Origin of the sequence: Georgenia sp. SYP-B2076, from assembly GCF_003991205.1 — a bacterium.
Taxonomy (GTDB): domain Bacteria; phylum Actinomycetota; class Actinomycetes; order Actinomycetales; family Actinomycetaceae; genus Georgenia.
This window is the reverse complement of sequence record NZ_RXOZ01000022.1, coordinates 79,086-95,812: the sequence shown is the minus strand read 5'-3', so window position 1 is coordinate 95,812 and position 16,727 is coordinate 79,086. Positions and strand designations below refer to the sequence as shown.

Here is a 16,727-nt window from a genome sequence, read left to right as displayed (position 1 = left end):
TCACGAAACGCGCAGCAAAGGAGCTGTTGATGTCCGAACGCACCGCAGAGCGCCTCGCCCCGCCCCACGAGGCGCCCGCCGATCTCGTCACGTCCCGCCGCGGGGCCTTCTGGATCCCGGGTGACGTCGTGCCGACGGGGCAGGGCACCCTCCAGTCCGGGCCCGCCTACGTGCAGTGGGAGGCGCCCGAGCACGTCACCCAGCCGTACCCGCTGGTGCTGGTCCACGGCGGCGGGGGACAGGGCACCGACTGGCTCACCACGGTCGACGGACGGCCGGGCTGGGCGGCGCACTTCGTCGCCGCCGGCTTCGCCGTATACGTGGTCGACCGCCCCGGGCACGGCCGGTCGCCGTTCCACCCGGTCGCGATCGGCGAGATGGGCCCCCCGTTCCCCTACGAGGCCGCGCGGGGGCTCTTCCTTCCCGACGACGCCGCCGCCGAGCAGACCCAGTGGCCGTACGGGCGCGAGCCCGGCACGCCCGAGCTCGACCAGCTCCTCGCCGCGATGGGCCCGCTGCCCGCCGACCTCGGACTCTCGGAACGGCTCGACGCCGACCGGATCGCCCGCCTGCTCGACCGGACCGGACCCGCCGTCCTCGTGACCCACTCCGCCGGCGGACCGGTGGGCTGGCTCGTCGCCGACGCCCGCCCCGACCTCGTCCAGGGGATCGCCGCCGTCGAGCCGATGGGGCCGCCCTTCGCGGAGTTCCCCGGCATGGGGACGCTGTCGTGGGGCCTGACCGCCGCGCCGATCACCTACGACCCGCCGGCGCGGGCCCCGGAGGAGCTCCGGGGACTTGCGCCGTCCGAGCGACGCCTCCCGAACCTGGACGGGCTCCCGGTCGGGCTGTTCACCGGCGGCGCCTCGGTGTTCGCGACCTTCGCGCAGGACGTCGTCGACTACCTCAACGCCGGCGGCGCCGACGCCAGGTGGATCCACCTGCCTGACCTCGGCATCGACGGGAACGGCCACGGCCTGATCTTCGAGGCCAACTCGGACGACACGGTCGTGCCGGTCGTGAGGTGGATCGAGGGGCAGTGGCAGGGGCGGTAGCCGTGCGGGGGTCGGCGCGCTCGAGCGACCCGCCGCCGCCCGACGCCACGAGGTTCTCCACCCTCTACGTCCCCCCGGCCGAACGGCTCGCCACGTGGGAGGAGCACAACCACGAGAACCTCATCGGCATCAGGCCCGCCACGCACGCCGAGGAGGGGCTGGTCGCGACGATGACGTCGGTGTCGCTCGTGAATGTGCACCTGACCGAGATCTCGGGAAACGCCCACGTCATCGACCGGTCGCCGCGCAATACCAGGAGGCTGCCCGAGGACGCGATCTTCATCTCGTTCATGCTCGAGGGCGAGGCATTCTTTTACCACGGCGGCGGGACCGAGATGCTTCATGGTGGCGAAGCCATCATGTATGACGCCGACAAGCCGTTCCTCTTCGGATTTCCGCGCGCCATGCGGGAGGTCATCCTCGAGATTCCCCGCGCGACCTTTCTCGAGGCCACCGGCATGGAGGGGCCCGCGAAGCCCACCGTCTTCGTCCACCGCGGCGTGGGGCCGCAGGCCCAGCGCGCCGGCTCCCTGGCCCGCCTGGTCCAGGGCGCCATCCGTGAACCGTCGTCGGGGACGGCACAGGAGATCGAGCTTTCCGCGCTGGAGCTGCTGCAGCTCGTCACCGGGGGGCCCGGAGCGGACCACACCGCCGCGTATCTGTTGGCGGCCAAGGACTACATCCACCGCCACCTCCGGGACCGGAACCTCTCGGCCACGACGGTCGCCCGTGCCGTCGGCGTCAGCGACCGTCATCTCAACCGGGTGTTCGCGAGCGACGGCACCACCCTCGCCAGGTACATCCTCGCGCAGCGCCTCGAGCGTGCCCACGCCGAGGTCGTCGCCGGTCCGGGCGAGCGGATCGCCGACATCAGCGCGCGCTGGACATTCGCCTCGCAGGCTCATTTCTCGCGCGTCTTCAAGGACCATTTCGGGTGCACGCCTTCCCAGGCGCGCGCCGCCGGCTGACCCGACCTGGGACATCGTCAGGTCAATTGACTCCCGGCGTCACGGCCTTTGCCCACATGAGCCAAACCGCCGCACCGCGGTTCCCCTGGGCCATTCGATGCGCCACCCTTCTAGGGAATCGCCAGAATCGTCGATGAGCAAGGATGGGAAAATGACCCAGGATCTGATCGAGAGCACGGCCACGCTTCACGTCAGCGACGAGTTCGACGCCCTGATGGAGCGTCTCGACGCCATCGAGCCCGTTCTCAAGGCGAACGGCGCGGCCAACGAGGACGCCAAGCGCCTCAGCGACGACGTGGTCGCCGCGCTCCACGAGTCCGGGGTGTTCCGCATCGGGATCCCGGTCTCGCTCGGCGGGTACGAGTTCTCTCCCCGCCAGGTGATCGCGGTCATCGAGAAGCTGGCCTACGCCGACGCCTCGACGGGATGGTCCGTGATGGCGCTGCAGATGGAGTCCGGCACCACCGCCGCCTACCTGAGCGACGAGGCGACGAACGACCTGTACGCCGACGGGGGCTACGCCCTCATGGCGGGCCAGGGGACACGGCCCGGCAACGGCCGTGCGCACAAGGTCGACGGGGGCTACCTCCTGAGCGGGTCGTGGCAGTTCGCCTCCGGTGTTCCCCACGCCCAGTACATCCACACCGCGGCCCTGGTCGAAGCGACCGGGGAGGCGAAGATCTTCACGATCCCCAAGAACCTCACTACGGTCGTCGACAACTGGAACGTCATGGGCCTGCGGGCGACCGGCAGCCACGACTACATCATCGAGGACGCCTTCGTGCCGGATGCCTACGTCTACGACATTGGCACCAAGGAGGCCTCGCACGGCGGCGCCCTCTACCACGTGGGACTGGCCAACATGGCCGGCATGAACCACGCAGGCTGGGCCCTCGGCGTCGGCCGGCGCCTCCTCGACGAGATGGCGGTCCTGGCACGGAAGAAGAGCGGGACCCCCGGGGCGTCCGTGGACACCGACCAGTTCTACGCCGAGTTCGCCGAGGCGGAGGCGAAGCTGCGATCGGCACGGGCGTTCGTCATGTCGGTGTGGGAGGCGAACGAGGCCGCCCTCGCGGAGGGCCGCACGCTGGGCACCGAGGAGGAGACGCTGACCCGGCTCGCGCTCAACAACGCCACCTGGTCCGTGCACGCCGTGGGCGTCACCGTCTACAAGTGGGCGGGGACCGCAGCGCTCCGGACGGGGGACCTCCAGCGCTACTTCCGCGACCTGCACGCAGGCACCCAGCACATGACCTCCGGTCCCGTCGTCCTCCAGCAGACCGGGAAGGCGCTGGCCGGGCTCGCGAAGAACCCGTCCTGGCAGTTCTTCAGCCTCGTCGAGACCGACGACCAGGCGTAGCGCCGGGGAACTGCAGGAGGAGAGAACGATGACCATGACCAGGGCGGTCGAGCTCGACGAGGCCGGGGAGATCGTCGAGACGCGGCACGCGCGCCAGGCCTTCCTGGGCCCCGTCACGGCCGCCGACTTCAAGAGGGTGTTCCGCAACTACCCGGCCGGGGTCGCCGTCATCACGGCCGACCCCGGCGACGGGCCGGTGGGGCTGACCGCCACCTCCGTCATCTCGGTCTCGGCGGAGCCGCCGCTCCTGGTGTTCTCGCTGGCCGCGGGATCGTCCGCGACGCCCGCGCTGCGCCGGGCCGACACGGTGGTGGTGCACCTCCTCGGCGCCGACCAGATCGACCTCGCCAAGACCTTCGCGACCAGCGGGATCGACCGTTTCGCCGACCCCAGCGTCTGGTACCGGCTGCCGACGGGCGAGCCCTACCTTCCCCGTGCCGCGACGTGGCTGCGTGGCCGCATCGTCAACCAGATGGCGGCGGGAAGCTCCGTCGTCATGGCCGTCCAGGCCCTGCAGACCCACGCCTCCATCCCGGAGGACGTCGACGACCAGCCACCCCTCGTCTACCACAACCGCACCTGGCACGCGCTGAGCCACGTGTCGAGGATCGACTGACCACGAAGGAGGCCATGTGGCCACGTACCTGTTGATCCACGGCGCCTTCTACGGCGCCTGGAGCTGGGAGTCCACCCAGGCGGCGCTGCGTGCCAGGGGGCACCGGGCCGAGGCCGTCGACCTCCCCGGCTCGGGCGCCGACGACTCGCCGGCGGAGGAGGTCACCCTCGACGCGTACGTCGAACGAGTCCGGCAGGCGTTGGCGGCCCTCCCGCAGCCGGTGACCCTCGTGGGGCACAGCATGGGCGGCGTCGTCATCACCCAGGTGGCCGCCCGGTACCCCGAGCTGGTCTCGTCGCTGATCTATGTCGCGGCGTTCCTGCCCGGTCACGGTCAGAGCCTCGTCGCCATGACGGAGCTGCCCGAGGGGGCCGACGACGGCGTCCAGCGCTCCATGGTCGTCGCCGGTGAGCCCCCGGTCGCCTCGCTGTCGGCAGCGGACGCACGCGCGATCTTCATGGGCGAGTGCCCGGCCGGCCTGGTCGCGCAGGCGCTGCCCCTGATCGGCACGCAGGCGCTGGCCCCGTTCCTCACCCCGGTCGAGCTTCCCGACGGCGGCGTGCCGGTGCGCCGCGACTACGTGCTGAGCGCCCTGGACCGGGCGATCCCGCCGGCGCTGCAACGGCGGATGGCCACCGAGGGGGGCGCCACGACCGTCATCGAGCTGGCCGCGGACCACTCGCCGTTCTACTCGTGCCCCGACGAGCTGGTCGACGCCCTGGAGGAGCTCGCCGGCCCATGAGCACGACCGCCGGGCCCGGGGCGTCGGCGCGCTGGCCGCCGCGCGTGCCGGGGAGCACAGTGGTCCGGTGAGCACCTCAGTCCTGGTGTGCGGCGCGGTGTTCGACGGCGTCTCGGGCGAGCTGGGCGGCCGGGCGGAGATCGCGGTGCGTGACGGCGTGATCACCGAGGTCGGGCAGTCGGTGGGCCGTCCCGACGGGGCGGAGGTCATCGACCTGACCGAGCGCACCGTCAGCCCGGGGTTCATCGACACCCACGTGCACCTGACGATGGACGCGGCCGACCTCGCCCGGCAGACGCTCGCGTCCTCGGCGACCAAGGCCCTGACGGGCCTCGCCCTCGCGCGCGACTACCTGCGGTACGGCTTCACGACGCTGCGCGACCTCGGCAGCATGGACCCGGAGTTCCCCACCGTCGACCTGCGCGATGCGTTGGCGGCGGGGCTGGTCGAGGGGCCGAGGCTGGTGGTCGCCGGTCACGTCCTCAGCGCCTCGGCCGGCCACGGCGACCTGGGCGGCTTCTACGCCCCGCGCTGGGACCTGCCGGTCTCCGCCGTCGCCGACGGCGCCGCGCAGGTCCGGCGGCTGGTCCGGCGCGAGCACGCGTACGGCGCCGACTGGATCAAGACCGCCAACGCCGGCGGCTACTTCAGCGCCGGCGACGACCCCGCCCGGGGCACCTGGTTCGACGACGAGATGGACGCCCTGTGCGGCGCCGCGCGGTTGCTGGGGATGCCCGTCGCCGTGCACACCGGCGGCGCCCAGGCGTGCAGGCAGGCGATCCGCGCCGGTGCCCGCAGCCTCGAGCACGCCTACCTGATCGGCGAGGAGGGCATCGAGATGGCCGCGCGCGCCGGGGTGTACATCGTGCCCACCATGCAGATGACCCAGGAGGATCTCGCCGCGCTGCGCGCCGGCACGCTGCCGGGGCAGGCCGTCTGGAAGTTCCGCCGCGACCACGAGGCGATCCTGGAGGCCCAGCGGCTCATCGCGGCCAGCGACGTCAAGATCGCCTTCGGCACCGACTGCGGCATGTTCCCCTTCGGCCACGGCATCCGCGAGTTCCAGGCGATGGTCGCCGCCGGCCTGAGCGAGCTCCGGGCGCTGCGGGCGGCCACCTCGGTCGCCGCCGAGATGCTCGGCCGGGCGGACCTCGGCGTCCTGCGACCCGGTGCCCGCGCGGACATCGTCGCCATGCCGGGGAACCCGCTCGACGACATCACGGCCACCGCGCGCGTCGACTTCGTCATGCGCGACGGCGCCGTATACCGCCGGCCGGGCGGCGGCCCGGGCGGCTGACGGGCCGGCTGCGGTGCCGCGAACCTTACAGCCGTCCGCTCCCGCGCTGCGTTAGAGTCTGCCTCGACGTCACCCCACCGGGCTGCCCCCGGTCGCGGCGGCGCCCCTGGTGTGATGGCGCGCCGCCCTGACCATCCGTGCTCGCCCGCTGCCACTGGGAGTTCCCGTGACCTCACCACATGCTGTCCTGCGCCCTCGACGCATGCCCGGGGAGCGTGAGGACCTGTCGGTCATGGGGGCCCTGCGCTCACCGAGGCGGTTGCGCATCGAGGTCCTCGGCGGCCTGGTGGTGGCGCTGGCCCTGATCCCCGAGGCGATCTCGTTCTCGATCATCGCGGGCGTCGACCCGCGGGTCGGGCTGTTCGCCTCCTTCACGATGGCCGTCTCCATCGCCTTCCTCGGCGGCCGCCCGGCCATGATCTCCGCGGCCACCGGCGCGGTCGCCCTCGTCATCGCCCCGGTGGTCCGCGAGCACGGGATGGACTACCTCATCGCCACGGTCCTGCTCGCCGGCCTCATCCAGGTGCTCCTCGGCGTCCTCGGGGTGGCCAGGCTGATGCGGTTCATCCCGCGCAGCGTCATGGTCGGCTTCGTCAACGCCCTGGCGATCCTGATCCTCCTCGCCCAGCTGCCGCACCTGACCGGCGTGTCCTGGGTGGTCTACGCGATGGTCGCCGCCGGGATCGCGACCATCGTCCTCCTGCCCAGGGTCACGACGGCGGTGCCCGCGCCGCTGGTCGGGATCGTCGTCCTGACGGTGATCACCGTGGCGTTCGCGCTCGACGTCCCGACCGTGGGCGACCAGGGCGACCTGCCCGAGTCCCTGCCGTCGCTGTTCCTCCCGCACGTGCCGCTGACCCTCGAGACGCTGCAGATCATCGGCCCCTACGCCGTCGCCATGGCCCTGGTCGGCCTGTTGGAGTCCCTCATGACGGCCAAGCTCGTCGACGACGTCACCGACACCCGCTCGAGCAAGTCGCGAGAGGCCTGGGGCCAGGGGGCGGCCAACATCGTCACCGGCATCCTCGGCGGCATGGGCGGCTGCGCGATGATCGGGCAGACCATGATCAACGTCAAGACCTCCGGTGCCCGCACCCGCATCTCGACGTTCCTGGCGGGAATGTTCCTGCTCGTCCTCGTCGTGGGCCTGGGCGACGTCGTGGCCACCATCCCGATGGCCGCACTGGTCGCGGTGATGGTCATGGTCTCGGTCGGCACGTTCGACTGGCACTCCATCCGGCTGGCCACCCTGCGCCGCATGCCCCGGTCCGAGACGCTGGTCATGCTCGCGACCGTCGCCGTCACCGTCGCGACCCACAACCTCGCCTACGGGGTCATCGTCGGTGTGCTCGTCGCCGCGGTGATGTTCGTGCGCCGCGCGGCCCACCTCACCCGGGTCGTCGACGTCGCGCACCCCGACGAGGACACCCGCGTCTACGCCGTCGCCGGCGAGCTGCTCTGGGCCTCCAGCAACGACCTCGTCCACCGGTTCGACTACGCCGGTGACCCCGACAACGTCGTCATCGACCTGTCCGCCTCCCGCATCTGGGACGCCTCCACCGTGGCCACCCTCGACGCCATCACCACCAGGTACGCCGCCAAGGGCAAGACCGTCACCATCGTCGGTCTCGACGAGGCCAGCGCCGAGCGTCACGGGCGGCTCGCCGGCCACCTCGGCAGCTGACCGGTAGCGCGACGACCCCAGCCCCTGCCACCGCGTTCCCCCGGCCACCGGGCCTGGCGCCGCAGGAGGCGCGCTCGTACGATCGAGCCCGTGTGGGCAACACCCGCCCGACGGCCCGGCCCGCCGGCATGAGCCGCCCCCTCCTCGTCGCGGTCGACGACGACCCCGACCTGCTGCGAGACGTCGAGCGGGAGCTGCGGGGCCGGTACGTCCCTGACTACCGCGTCCGCTGCCTGCGCTCGGCGGGCGAGGCGCTCGCCACCCTGGAGGAGCTCGCCGCCGCCGGCGAGCCGGTCGCCCTGGTCCTCGCCGGCGAGACGCTCTCGGGCGAGCCCGGCACGCGCCTCCTGGCGGAGGTGCGCCGCCTCTTCCCCCACGCGCAGCGCGTGCTGCTCATCGGGTGGGGCCGGCTCGGGCACCCGGCAACCGGCGCGGCGATCCTCGAGGCGATCACCGCCGGCCACATGGACCACCACGTCGTGCGGCCCGCCGCGCCGCCGGACGAGCAGTTCCACCAGGCGATCTCGAGCTTCCTGCTCGCCTGGGCCGAGGCCCTCAACAGCGCCCCCTACACGACCGACGTGATCGGGGAGACCTGGTCGGGCCGGGCCTACGAGCTGCGAGCGGTGCTGGAGCGCTGCGCGATGCCGCACCGGTTCTTCCTCGCCGACTCCCAGGAGGGGCGCGCCGTCCTCGGCGGAGTGGGCGCAAGGGCGAGGCTGCCCGTCGTCGTGCTGCCCGACGGGCGCGTCCTCGAGGATCCCAGTGACGCGGACATCGCGCGGACGGCGGGGACGGTGGTCGTCGGCGAGAGCAACCAGTACGACCTGGTGATCGTCGGCTGCGGACCCGCCGGCCTGTCCGCCGCGGTCTACGGCGCCTCGGAGGGGCTGCGGACCCTGATCATCGACTCGGGCAGCATCGGCGGGCAGGCCACGTACAGCTCGTCGATCCGCAACTACCTCGGCTTCCCCCGGGGCGTGAGCGGCGCGGAGCTGGCCCGCCGCGCCTACGAGCAGGCGTGGCTCTTCGGGGCACGCTTCGCCTTCATGCACGAGGTCACCACCCTCCGCCGCGAGCCCGGCATGACGGTCCTCGGCCTGAACACAGGCGGCGTCGTGGCGGGGCGCGCCGCCGTACTGGCGATGGGCGCCAGCTACCGCCGCCTCGGCGTCGCGCCTCTGGAGGCGCTGCAGGGGGCCGGCGTCTTCTACGGAGCCGCGGCCGAGGAGGCGCCGCTCGTCGCCGGCGAGGAGGTCTACGTCGTCGGCGGCGCGAACTCCGCGGGGCAGGCGGCCCTGCACCTGGCCCGCTACGCCAGGCGGGTCACCCTCGTGGTGCGCGCCGCGACGCTCGACGCCGGCATGTCGCACTACCTGGTCCGTGAGGTCGAGGCGACCCCCAACGTCGAGGTCCGGACCGGCACCGAGGTGGTCGACGGCGGCGGCGACGGCTGGCTCGACCATCTGGTCCTGCGCGAGCGTGCGGGCGGCCGGGAGGAGACGGTCGGCGCGCACGACCTCTTCCTCATGATCGGGGCCCGCCCCCACACTGCGTGGCTGCCCGAGACCATCGAGCGAGACCCCGATGGCTTCGTCATGACGGGGCCGGACATCGGTGCCGACGGGCCCGGCCGCCCCCCGATGGCGCTGGAGACCAGCGTCCGGGGAATCTTCGCGGCGGGGGACGTCCGGCACGGGTCCGCGAAGCGCGTGGCGTCCGCCGTCGGGGAGGGCGCGATCGCGATCCGGCTCGTCCACCGCCTGCTCGCCGCGCCCGCCTGAGCGCGGCGGCGCCGGTCAACGGGGGCAGTCGCCAGGCAACCCGGCGGGGCCGGGCCAGGCCTCCGCGGCACGCGAGCGCCCGAGGTTCCAGGACCAGACGTCGTCGCCCCGCGCCGGGCCGCCGACCGCGCACCGCGCCAGCTCCTCCGGGAGCCGTCGGGCGATGGTCGGCGTCGCGTCGGCGCCGAGCGTGGCGAGGTACGCCGTGTCGATCTTCCCCGTCTCGTGGTAGCGGTCGATGTTCTGGCCGGCCACCCACGCCTCCGGGTTGCTCAGCCCGATGACGAGCAGGAAGGCGGCCCCGGAGAGGAGCGCCGCGCGGGGGAGCCACCAGCCGGACCCCCGGAGGCCGGCGATCATGACGAGGACGACGATCAGGCCGAGCCAGAGCTCGAAGGAGTCGACGAGGACCCGCAGCACCGTGAAGCCGAACGCCTGCTGGTAGACCGCCATGCGGAACAGGGCGGAGGCGACGACGACGAGCGTCAGGACGCACAGCAGCCCGAGGACGACGCGGAGCAGCAGGCGCTCGCGGGCGGTGCCCCGGGGCGCCTTCCGCACCGTGAGGGCGACGGTGGCCAGGGTGAGCGCGGTGGCCACGGTGAGCTGGCCGAAGCCCTCGTGGACGTAGTCGGCGTAGCTCAGGCCCGTCACCCGGCGCAGGTAGTCGTGGCCGCCCCACATGGCGGACGTCTGGGCCACGACGAAGCCCGCGAAGACCGCGATGACCAGGCCCACGGGCACGAGCCACTCCCACGCCCGCGTCACGGGGCGGGCACCCGGCACGGCGAGGGCCTCGACCCGCGGCGGGTTCAGCGCCAGGTAGCACGCGGCCAGCACGGAGCCGCCGACGGCCACGAGGACGAACGACCGGAGGATCAGGCTGTCCCAGGCGAGGTCCGGGACCAGGTGGGAGACCCAGGACCCGAAGACGGCGTCGCCGGAGGCGAACAGGCCGCCGAAGACGACGAGCCCCGCCGCGGAGACGGCCGCGGTGCGCAGCACGGGCCACAGCAGCGTGTGGCGGGTCAGGGCGGTGAGCGTCCTGCCCAGGAGCGGCAGGCCCCGCAGGGCCGACAGGACCCAGGAGGCCGCCCCGGCGAGGATCGCCACCAGCCGCCGCGCGTCGGTCAGCGCGGTCGTCACCAGCAGCCCGACCACCACCAGCGCCAGGAGCGTGAGCCACTCCGCGGCCCGCAGCACCGCGAACGAGCCCAGCGCCAGGCACAGGCCCGCGGAGAGGAGCACCCAGGGCCGTGCGCGCCGGGGGGACATCCGCAGGACGAGGGCGCCGGCGAGGACGAGCACCACCAGGGCGCCCAGTCCGATGTTGCGGTACGGCAGGAGCACGGAGGCCACCACGCCGACGGCGAGGGAGCCGAACAGGGCGGCCGGCGCCGTCCGTGGTCCGGACTCCGGCCAGACGTCACGGAGCAGGCCGTCGGCGACCGACGGGGCGGCCGGCGCCGGGGGCGCGGCGGGGGCGGTGGCGGACATCGGGGGCTCCTTGTCGTTCGGTCCGGCCGCCGTGGCCGGGGCGGGCGTGGCTCGGGTGGGCGGGGCGCCCCGCACGGCGTGCCGGGCGGGCGCGGGGTGCCGGGGCAGCACGGCGCGGATCCGGGCACCGGTGGTGCCGGGCGCCGGCGGCAGGGCGGCGATCCACCCGCCGTGCATCTCGACGGCCCAGCTCGCGATGGACAGGCCGAGGCCCGTCCCGCCGCCGCCGTCGTCGGCGGTGCCGAACCGGGTGAAGACGTGCTGCTCCCGGCCGGCAGGGATACCCGGTCCCTCGTCGGTGACGGTGAGCGACCACCGGTCGGGGCCCTCGCCAGCCGCGCTGACGGTGACGGTGCCGCCCGAGGGGGAGTGCCGCGCCGCGTTGTCGAGCAGGTTGGCGACGACCTGGGCGAGCCGGCCGGCGTCGGCGGACACGGTGAGGCCCGCGGGGCTGATGATCTCGTACCGCACGCCACGGGTCCCGAGCCGCGCCTCGGCGACGGCCTGGTCCAGCAGGTGGGCGACGTCGACGGGCGCGAGGTGCAGCGGGACGGCGCCGCCGTCGACCTGCGCGATGCCCAGCAGGTCGCTGACGAGGTCGCTGAGGCGCTCGGACTGGGCGAGGGCGCTCTCGATGGCCGTGTCGTCGGGACGGACGACGCCGTCGGCGAGGTTCTCCAGCAGCGCGCGCTGGGCGGCGAGGGGGGTGCGCAGCTCGTGGGAGACGGCGGCGACGAGCTGGCGTCGCTGCTGGTCGGCGGTGGCGAGGTCGACGGCCATGGTGTTGAAGGCGCGGGCGAGCTGCCCGACCTCGTCGGCCGAGGTGGCGGTGACCCGCCGGGAGTGGTCGCCGGTGGCCATGCGGGCGGCCGCCGCGGTCATCTCGCGCAGCGGGGAGGTCATGCCGCGGGCGAGCCACTGGGTGACGGCCAGGGCGGCCGCCACGGTGACGGGGAGCGTGAGCCACACCGGCACGCCGGCGCGGTTCCCGATCTCCGCGACCAGTGCGGCGGCGACGACGCTCAGACCGACGAGCAGGCCGATCTTGACCTTGATCGAGCCGACCCGGTCCAGCGGCCGGTCGGGCGTGGGCGCGGCCATCAGCGTTCCACCGCGTAGCCGACGCCGTGGACGGTGCGGACCCGTGCGGGCCCGATCTTCGCGCGCAGGGCCCGGACGTGCGTGTCGAGGGTGCGCGAGCCGCGGGCGTCCGCCCAGCCCCACACCTCGCGCATCAGCTCCTCGCGGGTGCGCACGGCCCCGGGGTCGGCGGTCAGCGTCGTGAGGAGGTCGAACTCCAGGGGCGCCAGGTGCACCTCCTCGCCCGCGACCCACACGCGGCGGGCCGTGACGTCGACGGCAAGGTCCCCGAGCTCGACCAGCACCGGCCCGGCGGCGGCCAGGTCGCGGTCCCGCTCGACGCGCCGGAGCAGGGCGCGGACACGGGCCACGACCTCCCGCATCCGGAACGGCTTCGTGACGTAGTCGTCGGCGCCGACGCCGAGCCCGACCAGCACGTCGGTCTCCTCGACCCGGGCGGTCAGCATGATCACGGGCACCGGCCGGATGGCCTGGATGCGGCGGCACACCTCCAGCCCGTCGAAGCCCGGCAGCATGACGTCGAGGAGCACGAGCTCGGGCCGGTGGCGCTCGAAGGCCGCGACCGCCCCGGGGCCGTCGTGGGCGCGGACGACGCCGAAGCCCTCCGCGAGCAGCCGGTCGGTGAGGGCCTGGTTGATCGTCGGGTCGTCCTCGACGACGAGCAGCGTGGGGGTGTCGGCTCGCTCTTCCATGTGGCTGAGCCTAGGAGCGGCGCCGTGCGCAGCTGGTCGGCAGGATGTGAGTGTCCTGTGAGGATCTTCCGGAGTGCCCGAGCCCGGTCCGCTTCGGGCGCTGCGGGACGAGGAAAGGGATCACCTGTTCGCGGCCGGGGCCGGATGGCATCCGCCGTCACTCGGCGGCGAACCGGGCGTGCACGACCACCTCGACGGTGATCTCCTCGGGCCTCAGCGTGAAGCCGCCAGGGCGTGACGCGTCGGCGGCGAACGCGGACAGGCGCGCCGCGCCCTTCGGTGACGGCCCGTCGTCGTGCTCGAGGAGCCCCGGATCGCTGAGCGCCGTCGCCCGCACCCGCGACAGGCCGAGCGACTCGGCGTAGACGGCGGCCTTGTGGGCCGCCGCGGCGATGGCCCCGCGCCTGGCCTCGTCGGTGATCGCGGCGAGCGTGTCCTCGGTGAGGCCCCAGGTGACGCCGTCGACAGTGATCCCGTCGAGGAGCGAGATCTCGGTGAGCCAGGACGAGAGCACAGCGACGTCGACGAACGTCGCGGCGACCCCGGCAGCGGCGTAGTACACGACCGGGAGTTGCCTGCCCTCCTGGTTCCAGGGCCGCTGGCCCCACACGCGGAGCTGGTCGCTCGACCAGGACGTGACGGGGCCCGCCGCCGGGTCGTGCAGCGCGCCGAGCTGGCGTCCCATCTCACCGTGGAGGCGTGCCGCGCGCTCGACCACGTCGTCGCGCGAGGAACCCTCCAGCGCGACCGAGAGTCGCACGGTGCCGCGCTCCGCGTCGTGGCGCACCAGGAACTGGCCGGTCACGGCGATCGTGGCAGGCATGTGCCCTCCTCCCGGATGTCGTCCCGTGGATCGTAGGACGGCGCCGGGCTACCGGCCCGTTACCGGGACGTCACGGTGCGGCCCGCGACGGCGTCGCGCACGTCCTCGTCGACCAGGTCGGCGTTGATGGCGATGGCGGCCGCGGATCCCTGACCGGCAGCGGTGATGACCTGCGCGCGCGGGTCGGTGACGTTGCCCGCCACCCACACGCCCGGGACGGTGGTCGCGCCGCCGGGACGGGTGACCGCCCACCCCTGCTCGTCGATCTCGCAGCCCAGACCGGCGAGGAGGCCGTTGTTCGGGACGAACCGCGGTGGCACGAACAGCGCCGCACGCGGGACGGTCCGGCCGTGGTCCACCTCGATGCCGGACAGGCGGTCGTCCTCGACCACGACCCGGGTCACAATTCCTTCGACGATCTCGACGCTCCGGGCCGTCAGCTCCGAGCGCTGCCTCTCGGTCAGGGTGCCGCGCGGCGCGAAGAACACGACGTCGTCGGCCCACTGCCGGACGATCTGGGCGTAACGGACGGCATCGGGCCCGCCGCCCAGGACGCCGAGCTGTTGGTCGCGCACCTCGTAGCCGTGGCAGTACGGGCAGTGCAGCACGTCCCGGGCCCACCGCTCCCGCAGTCCCGGGACGTCCCGGAGTCGACCACGAGGACCCGGCGGCGCGCCCGCGACAGCACCAGCGCCGCCGACAGCCCGGCGGCACCGCCGCCGACGATCACCACGTCGCACGCGCTCATGCCCGCAAGGATGGCCTGGCCGTTCCCACCCCGACAAGCACCGGCGCCGTTCCTGCGCGGGCGCACCGCGGCGCCGGACCTCGTCGGGGCCACACGGTCACCCCCTCACTCACCACATGTGGTGATGCTCGCTCATCACCTCTCCCTCTACGTTCCGGAGCGAAGGAACGTCCCCGACGGCCGGCGAACCCCGCTGACGCATCACTCCACGAGAGGAACGGACATGCCCACCACCGCGCGCACCACGATGACGAGGAGGGCCCCGATGGGCTCGCTGAGGAAGACCGCGCTCCTTGCGGGCGCCCTGTACCTGGTCACCTTCATCGCCTCGATCCCTGCGCTCTTCGTCCTGGCCCCCGTCCTGACCGACCCCAGCTACATCGTCGGCCCGGGCGCCGACACCCGCGTCGTCCTCGGGGCCCTCCTCGACATCGTCAACGCCCTGGCCTGCATCGGCACCGCGGTCGTGCTGTTCCCGGTGGTCAGGCGCCAGAACGAGGCCGCCGCCCTCGGCTTCGTGGCGGCTCGCGTGCTGGAGGCCGCGATCATCTTCGTCGGCGTGGTGAGCCTCCTCGCGGTCGTGACCCTGCGGCAGGACCTGGGCGGCGCCGCCGGGGCGTCAGCGGACTCGCTGGTCACCGTCGGCGCGGCGCTCGTCGCCGTCCGTGACTGGACGTTCCTGCTCGGGCCCGGCCTCGCGGTCGCCAACGCGCTGCTGCTCGGCACCCTGATGTACCGGTCCCGCCTCGTGCCCCGCGTCATCCCGCTGATGGGACTCGTCGGAGCCCCGCTGCTCCTCGCCTCGAACACCGCGACGATGTTCGGCGTCAACGACCAGTTCTCCGTGCTGTCCCTGATCGCGCTCCCCGGGATCTTCTTCTGGGAGCTCTCCCTCGGCGTCTACCTCGTCGTCAAGGGTTTCAAGCCGTCGCCCATCACGGCGGGGATGGCCGCGCTGTCCCCACCCCGCCTGTCCGTGAGCGGTCAAGTCCTCGCACGTGCGAGGACTTGACCGCTCACGCCCCCCGGGGGCGGCGCGTGAGCGTGGCACGGATCCCGGCGCAGCACGCGAGCCACACGACGGCGAGCGCGAGCCCGGCGCTGACATCGGTGAGCCACTCCGTGCCGAGGTAGAGCGGGGCGCCGGCGGCGAGCACCGCCAGGACCACGACGACCGGGACGAGCCACCGGCGCCTTGCTCCGCCCGTGTGGTGGGCGAGGACGTGGACGAGGACGGCGGCGGCGACCACCGCCTGCACGGTGTGGGCGGAGGGGTAGGTGGACAGGACGCCGGTCGAGGCGCCGCCCGGGGTGGGCCGGTCCACCAGGGCGGCGACGAGGTCACGCAGCAGGACCGCGACGAGGTAGACGCCCAGCAGCTCGACCACCGGCCACCAACTCCCGGTGGCGGGGCGGACCAGGGGCGCGGCCACCAGCAGGATCGGCACCAGGACGGGCGTGCTGCCCAGCCAGGTCAGGGCATGGGCCGGCGCGGCTAGCCACGCGAGCTGGTGGGAGTGCAGCCAGGCCCGCGCGGCCGGGTCCAGGAGGGCGAACTCCTCGCGGGCCACGACGTCCTGCGTGGTGCCGATGAAGAACCACAGGGCGGCGGCGCCGACGAGGACCGCGACCGTCAGCGTGAGCCCGGACTCCCCGGCGGCGAACCGCGCCTGCACCCAGGCCACCTGCCGGGGATGACGTCGCCGCAGGCGCCGGAGCCGCTCGCTCGAGCTCACGCGGGCGGCCAGGCGGCGGCGCCGCTCGGGCCGGAGCAGGCGGCCCAGGAGGAAGACGAGGACGACCAGGACCAGGATGCCGAGCCCCACGCGGGAGGCGATGTGCTCGACGTGCCGCCAGCTCTTCCCGCCGAGATAGCCCAGCAGGACGGCGGCGACCGCCCAGAGGGTCCCGCCGGCGACGTTGTAGGCCGCGAAGGTGCGATAGCGCATGCGGGCCATCCCGGCCAGGCCGGGGATGAGCACGCGCAGCGCGGCGGTGAAGCGGCCGACGAACACCGCGCTGCCGCCGCGCTCGGCGAGGAACGCCTCGGCACGGTCGAGGTGGTCGTGCTTGACCCAGCGCCCCACGGCGGACGTGAGCATGCGCCGTCCCCACCGGCGTCCGACGGCGTAGCCGACGCTGTCGCCCACGACGGCGCCCAGGACCCCCGCCACCAGGACCGCGACCAGGCTGACGCGCTGCTCGAACGCGAGCACGCCGCCCAGGATCAGGGCGATCTCCCCGGGGAAGACGAACCCGACGAAGGCCGAGGACTCGAGCGCGGGGGCGAGGAAGACGACCGCGATGGCGACCCATCCGGGCAGGGCGAGGATGTGCTCGGCGACGGCGTTCATGACGCT

General features: G+C 73.6%; 13 protein-coding genes and 2 pseudogenes. 9 read left to right on the top strand and 6 right to left on the bottom strand.

Annotation, left to right across the window (positions count from 1 at the left end):
- Nucleotides 1-29: 29 nt before the first annotated feature.
- The 8 genes from EJK16_RS09770 to EJK16_RS09735 all read left to right on the top strand — a co-directional run bounded on the left by EJK16_RS09770 (nt 30) and on the right by EJK16_RS09735 (nt 9,506).
- A complete protein-coding gene (locus EJK16_RS09770) occupies nt 30-1,055 on the top strand; it encodes an alpha/beta fold hydrolase (RefSeq protein WP_127128769.1) in 1,026 nt (341 codons plus the stop codon).
- Nucleotides 1,040-2,023 (top strand): helix-turn-helix domain-containing protein, encoded by a 984-nt coding sequence (locus EJK16_RS09765; RefSeq protein ID WP_127128767.1) that lies wholly within the window; start codon nt 1,040-1,042, stop codon nt 2,021-2,023. The genes EJK16_RS09770 and EJK16_RS09765 overlap by 16 nt, the downstream gene beginning before the upstream one ends.
- A 151-nt stretch (nt 2,024-2,174) precedes the next feature.
- Nucleotides 2,175-3,383, top strand: a complete 1,209-nt coding sequence (locus EJK16_RS09760) for an acyl-CoA dehydrogenase family protein (RefSeq protein ID WP_127128765.1) — start codon at nt 2,175-2,177, stop codon at nt 3,381-3,383.
- 28 nt (nt 3,384-3,411) lie between these two features.
- Nucleotides 3,412-3,999, top strand: coding sequence for a flavin reductase family protein (locus EJK16_RS09755; protein ID WP_370276003.1), 588 nt, complete (start codon nt 3,412-3,414; stop codon nt 3,997-3,999).
- Between the two features lie 16 nt (nt 4,000-4,015).
- Nucleotides 4,016-4,741, top strand: coding sequence for an alpha/beta fold hydrolase (locus EJK16_RS09750; RefSeq protein ID WP_127128763.1), 726 nt, complete (start codon nt 4,016-4,018; stop codon nt 4,739-4,741).
- A 67-nt stretch (nt 4,742-4,808) separates the two neighbouring features.
- Nucleotides 4,809-6,038 carry an amidohydrolase family protein gene (locus tag EJK16_RS09745; RefSeq protein ID WP_127128761.1) on the top strand — a complete coding sequence of 410 codons (1,230 nt, stop codon included), beginning with the start codon at nt 4,809-4,811 and terminating at the stop codon, nt 6,036-6,038.
- A 202-nt stretch (nt 6,039-6,240) separates the two neighbouring features.
- On the top strand, nt 6,241-7,722 hold the full coding sequence (locus EJK16_RS09740; protein WP_127128759.1) for a SulP family inorganic anion transporter: 1,482 nt from the start codon (nt 6,241-6,243) through the stop codon (nt 7,720-7,722).
- Between the two features lie 92 nt (nt 7,723-7,814).
- The gene (locus tag EJK16_RS09735; RefSeq protein ID WP_205739693.1) at nt 7,815-9,506 is read left to right on the top strand and encodes an FAD-dependent oxidoreductase; all 1,692 of its coding nucleotides are present in this window, start codon (nt 7,815-7,817) and stop codon (nt 9,504-9,506) included.
- Nucleotides 9,507-9,521: 15 nt separating this feature from the next.
- Here EJK16_RS09735 and EJK16_RS20520 read toward each other — a convergent pair whose 3' ends face one another.
- From EJK16_RS20520 to EJK16_RS20625, 5 genes and pseudogenes are all read right to left on the bottom strand, one after another.
- Nucleotides 9,522-12,104: a DUF4153 domain-containing protein gene (locus EJK16_RS20520; RefSeq protein WP_127128757.1), complete on the bottom strand. Its 2,583-nt coding sequence runs from the start codon at nt 12,102-12,104 to the stop codon at nt 9,522-9,524.
- Complete coding sequence (locus EJK16_RS09725) at nt 12,104-12,796, bottom strand: response regulator transcription factor (protein ID WP_127128755.1); 693 nt, start codon at nt 12,794-12,796, stop codon at nt 12,104-12,106. Before EJK16_RS09725 ends, EJK16_RS20520 begins: the two co-directional genes overlap by 1 nt.
- Before the next feature lie 157 nt (nt 12,797-12,953).
- On the bottom strand, nt 12,954-13,619 hold the full coding sequence (locus EJK16_RS09720; protein WP_127128753.1) for an SIMPL domain-containing protein: 666 nt from the start codon (nt 13,617-13,619) through the stop codon (nt 12,954-12,956).
- 59 nt (nt 13,620-13,678) lie between these two features.
- Nucleotides 13,679-14,263: pseudogene (locus EJK16_RS09715) on the bottom strand (NAD(P)/FAD-dependent oxidoreductase); the annotation flags it as partial.
- Nucleotides 14,254-14,367: pseudogene (locus tag EJK16_RS20625) on the bottom strand (FAD-dependent oxidoreductase); the annotation flags it as partial. The pseudogenes EJK16_RS20625 and EJK16_RS09715, both read right to left, overlap by 10 nt.
- Before the next feature lie 223 nt (nt 14,368-14,590).
- Between EJK16_RS20625 and EJK16_RS09710 the strand changes: the two are divergent.
- Complete coding sequence (locus tag EJK16_RS09710) at nt 14,591-15,379, top strand: DUF4386 domain-containing protein (RefSeq protein WP_240645922.1); 789 nt, start codon at nt 14,591-14,593, stop codon at nt 15,377-15,379.
- 4 nt (nt 15,380-15,383) lie between these two features.
- Here EJK16_RS09710 and EJK16_RS19565 read toward each other — a convergent pair whose 3' ends face one another.
- Nucleotides 15,384-16,721, bottom strand: coding sequence for a VTT domain-containing protein (locus EJK16_RS19565; protein ID WP_164737265.1), 1,338 nt, complete (start codon nt 16,719-16,721; stop codon nt 15,384-15,386).
- Nucleotides 16,722-16,727 lie beyond the last annotated feature (6 nt).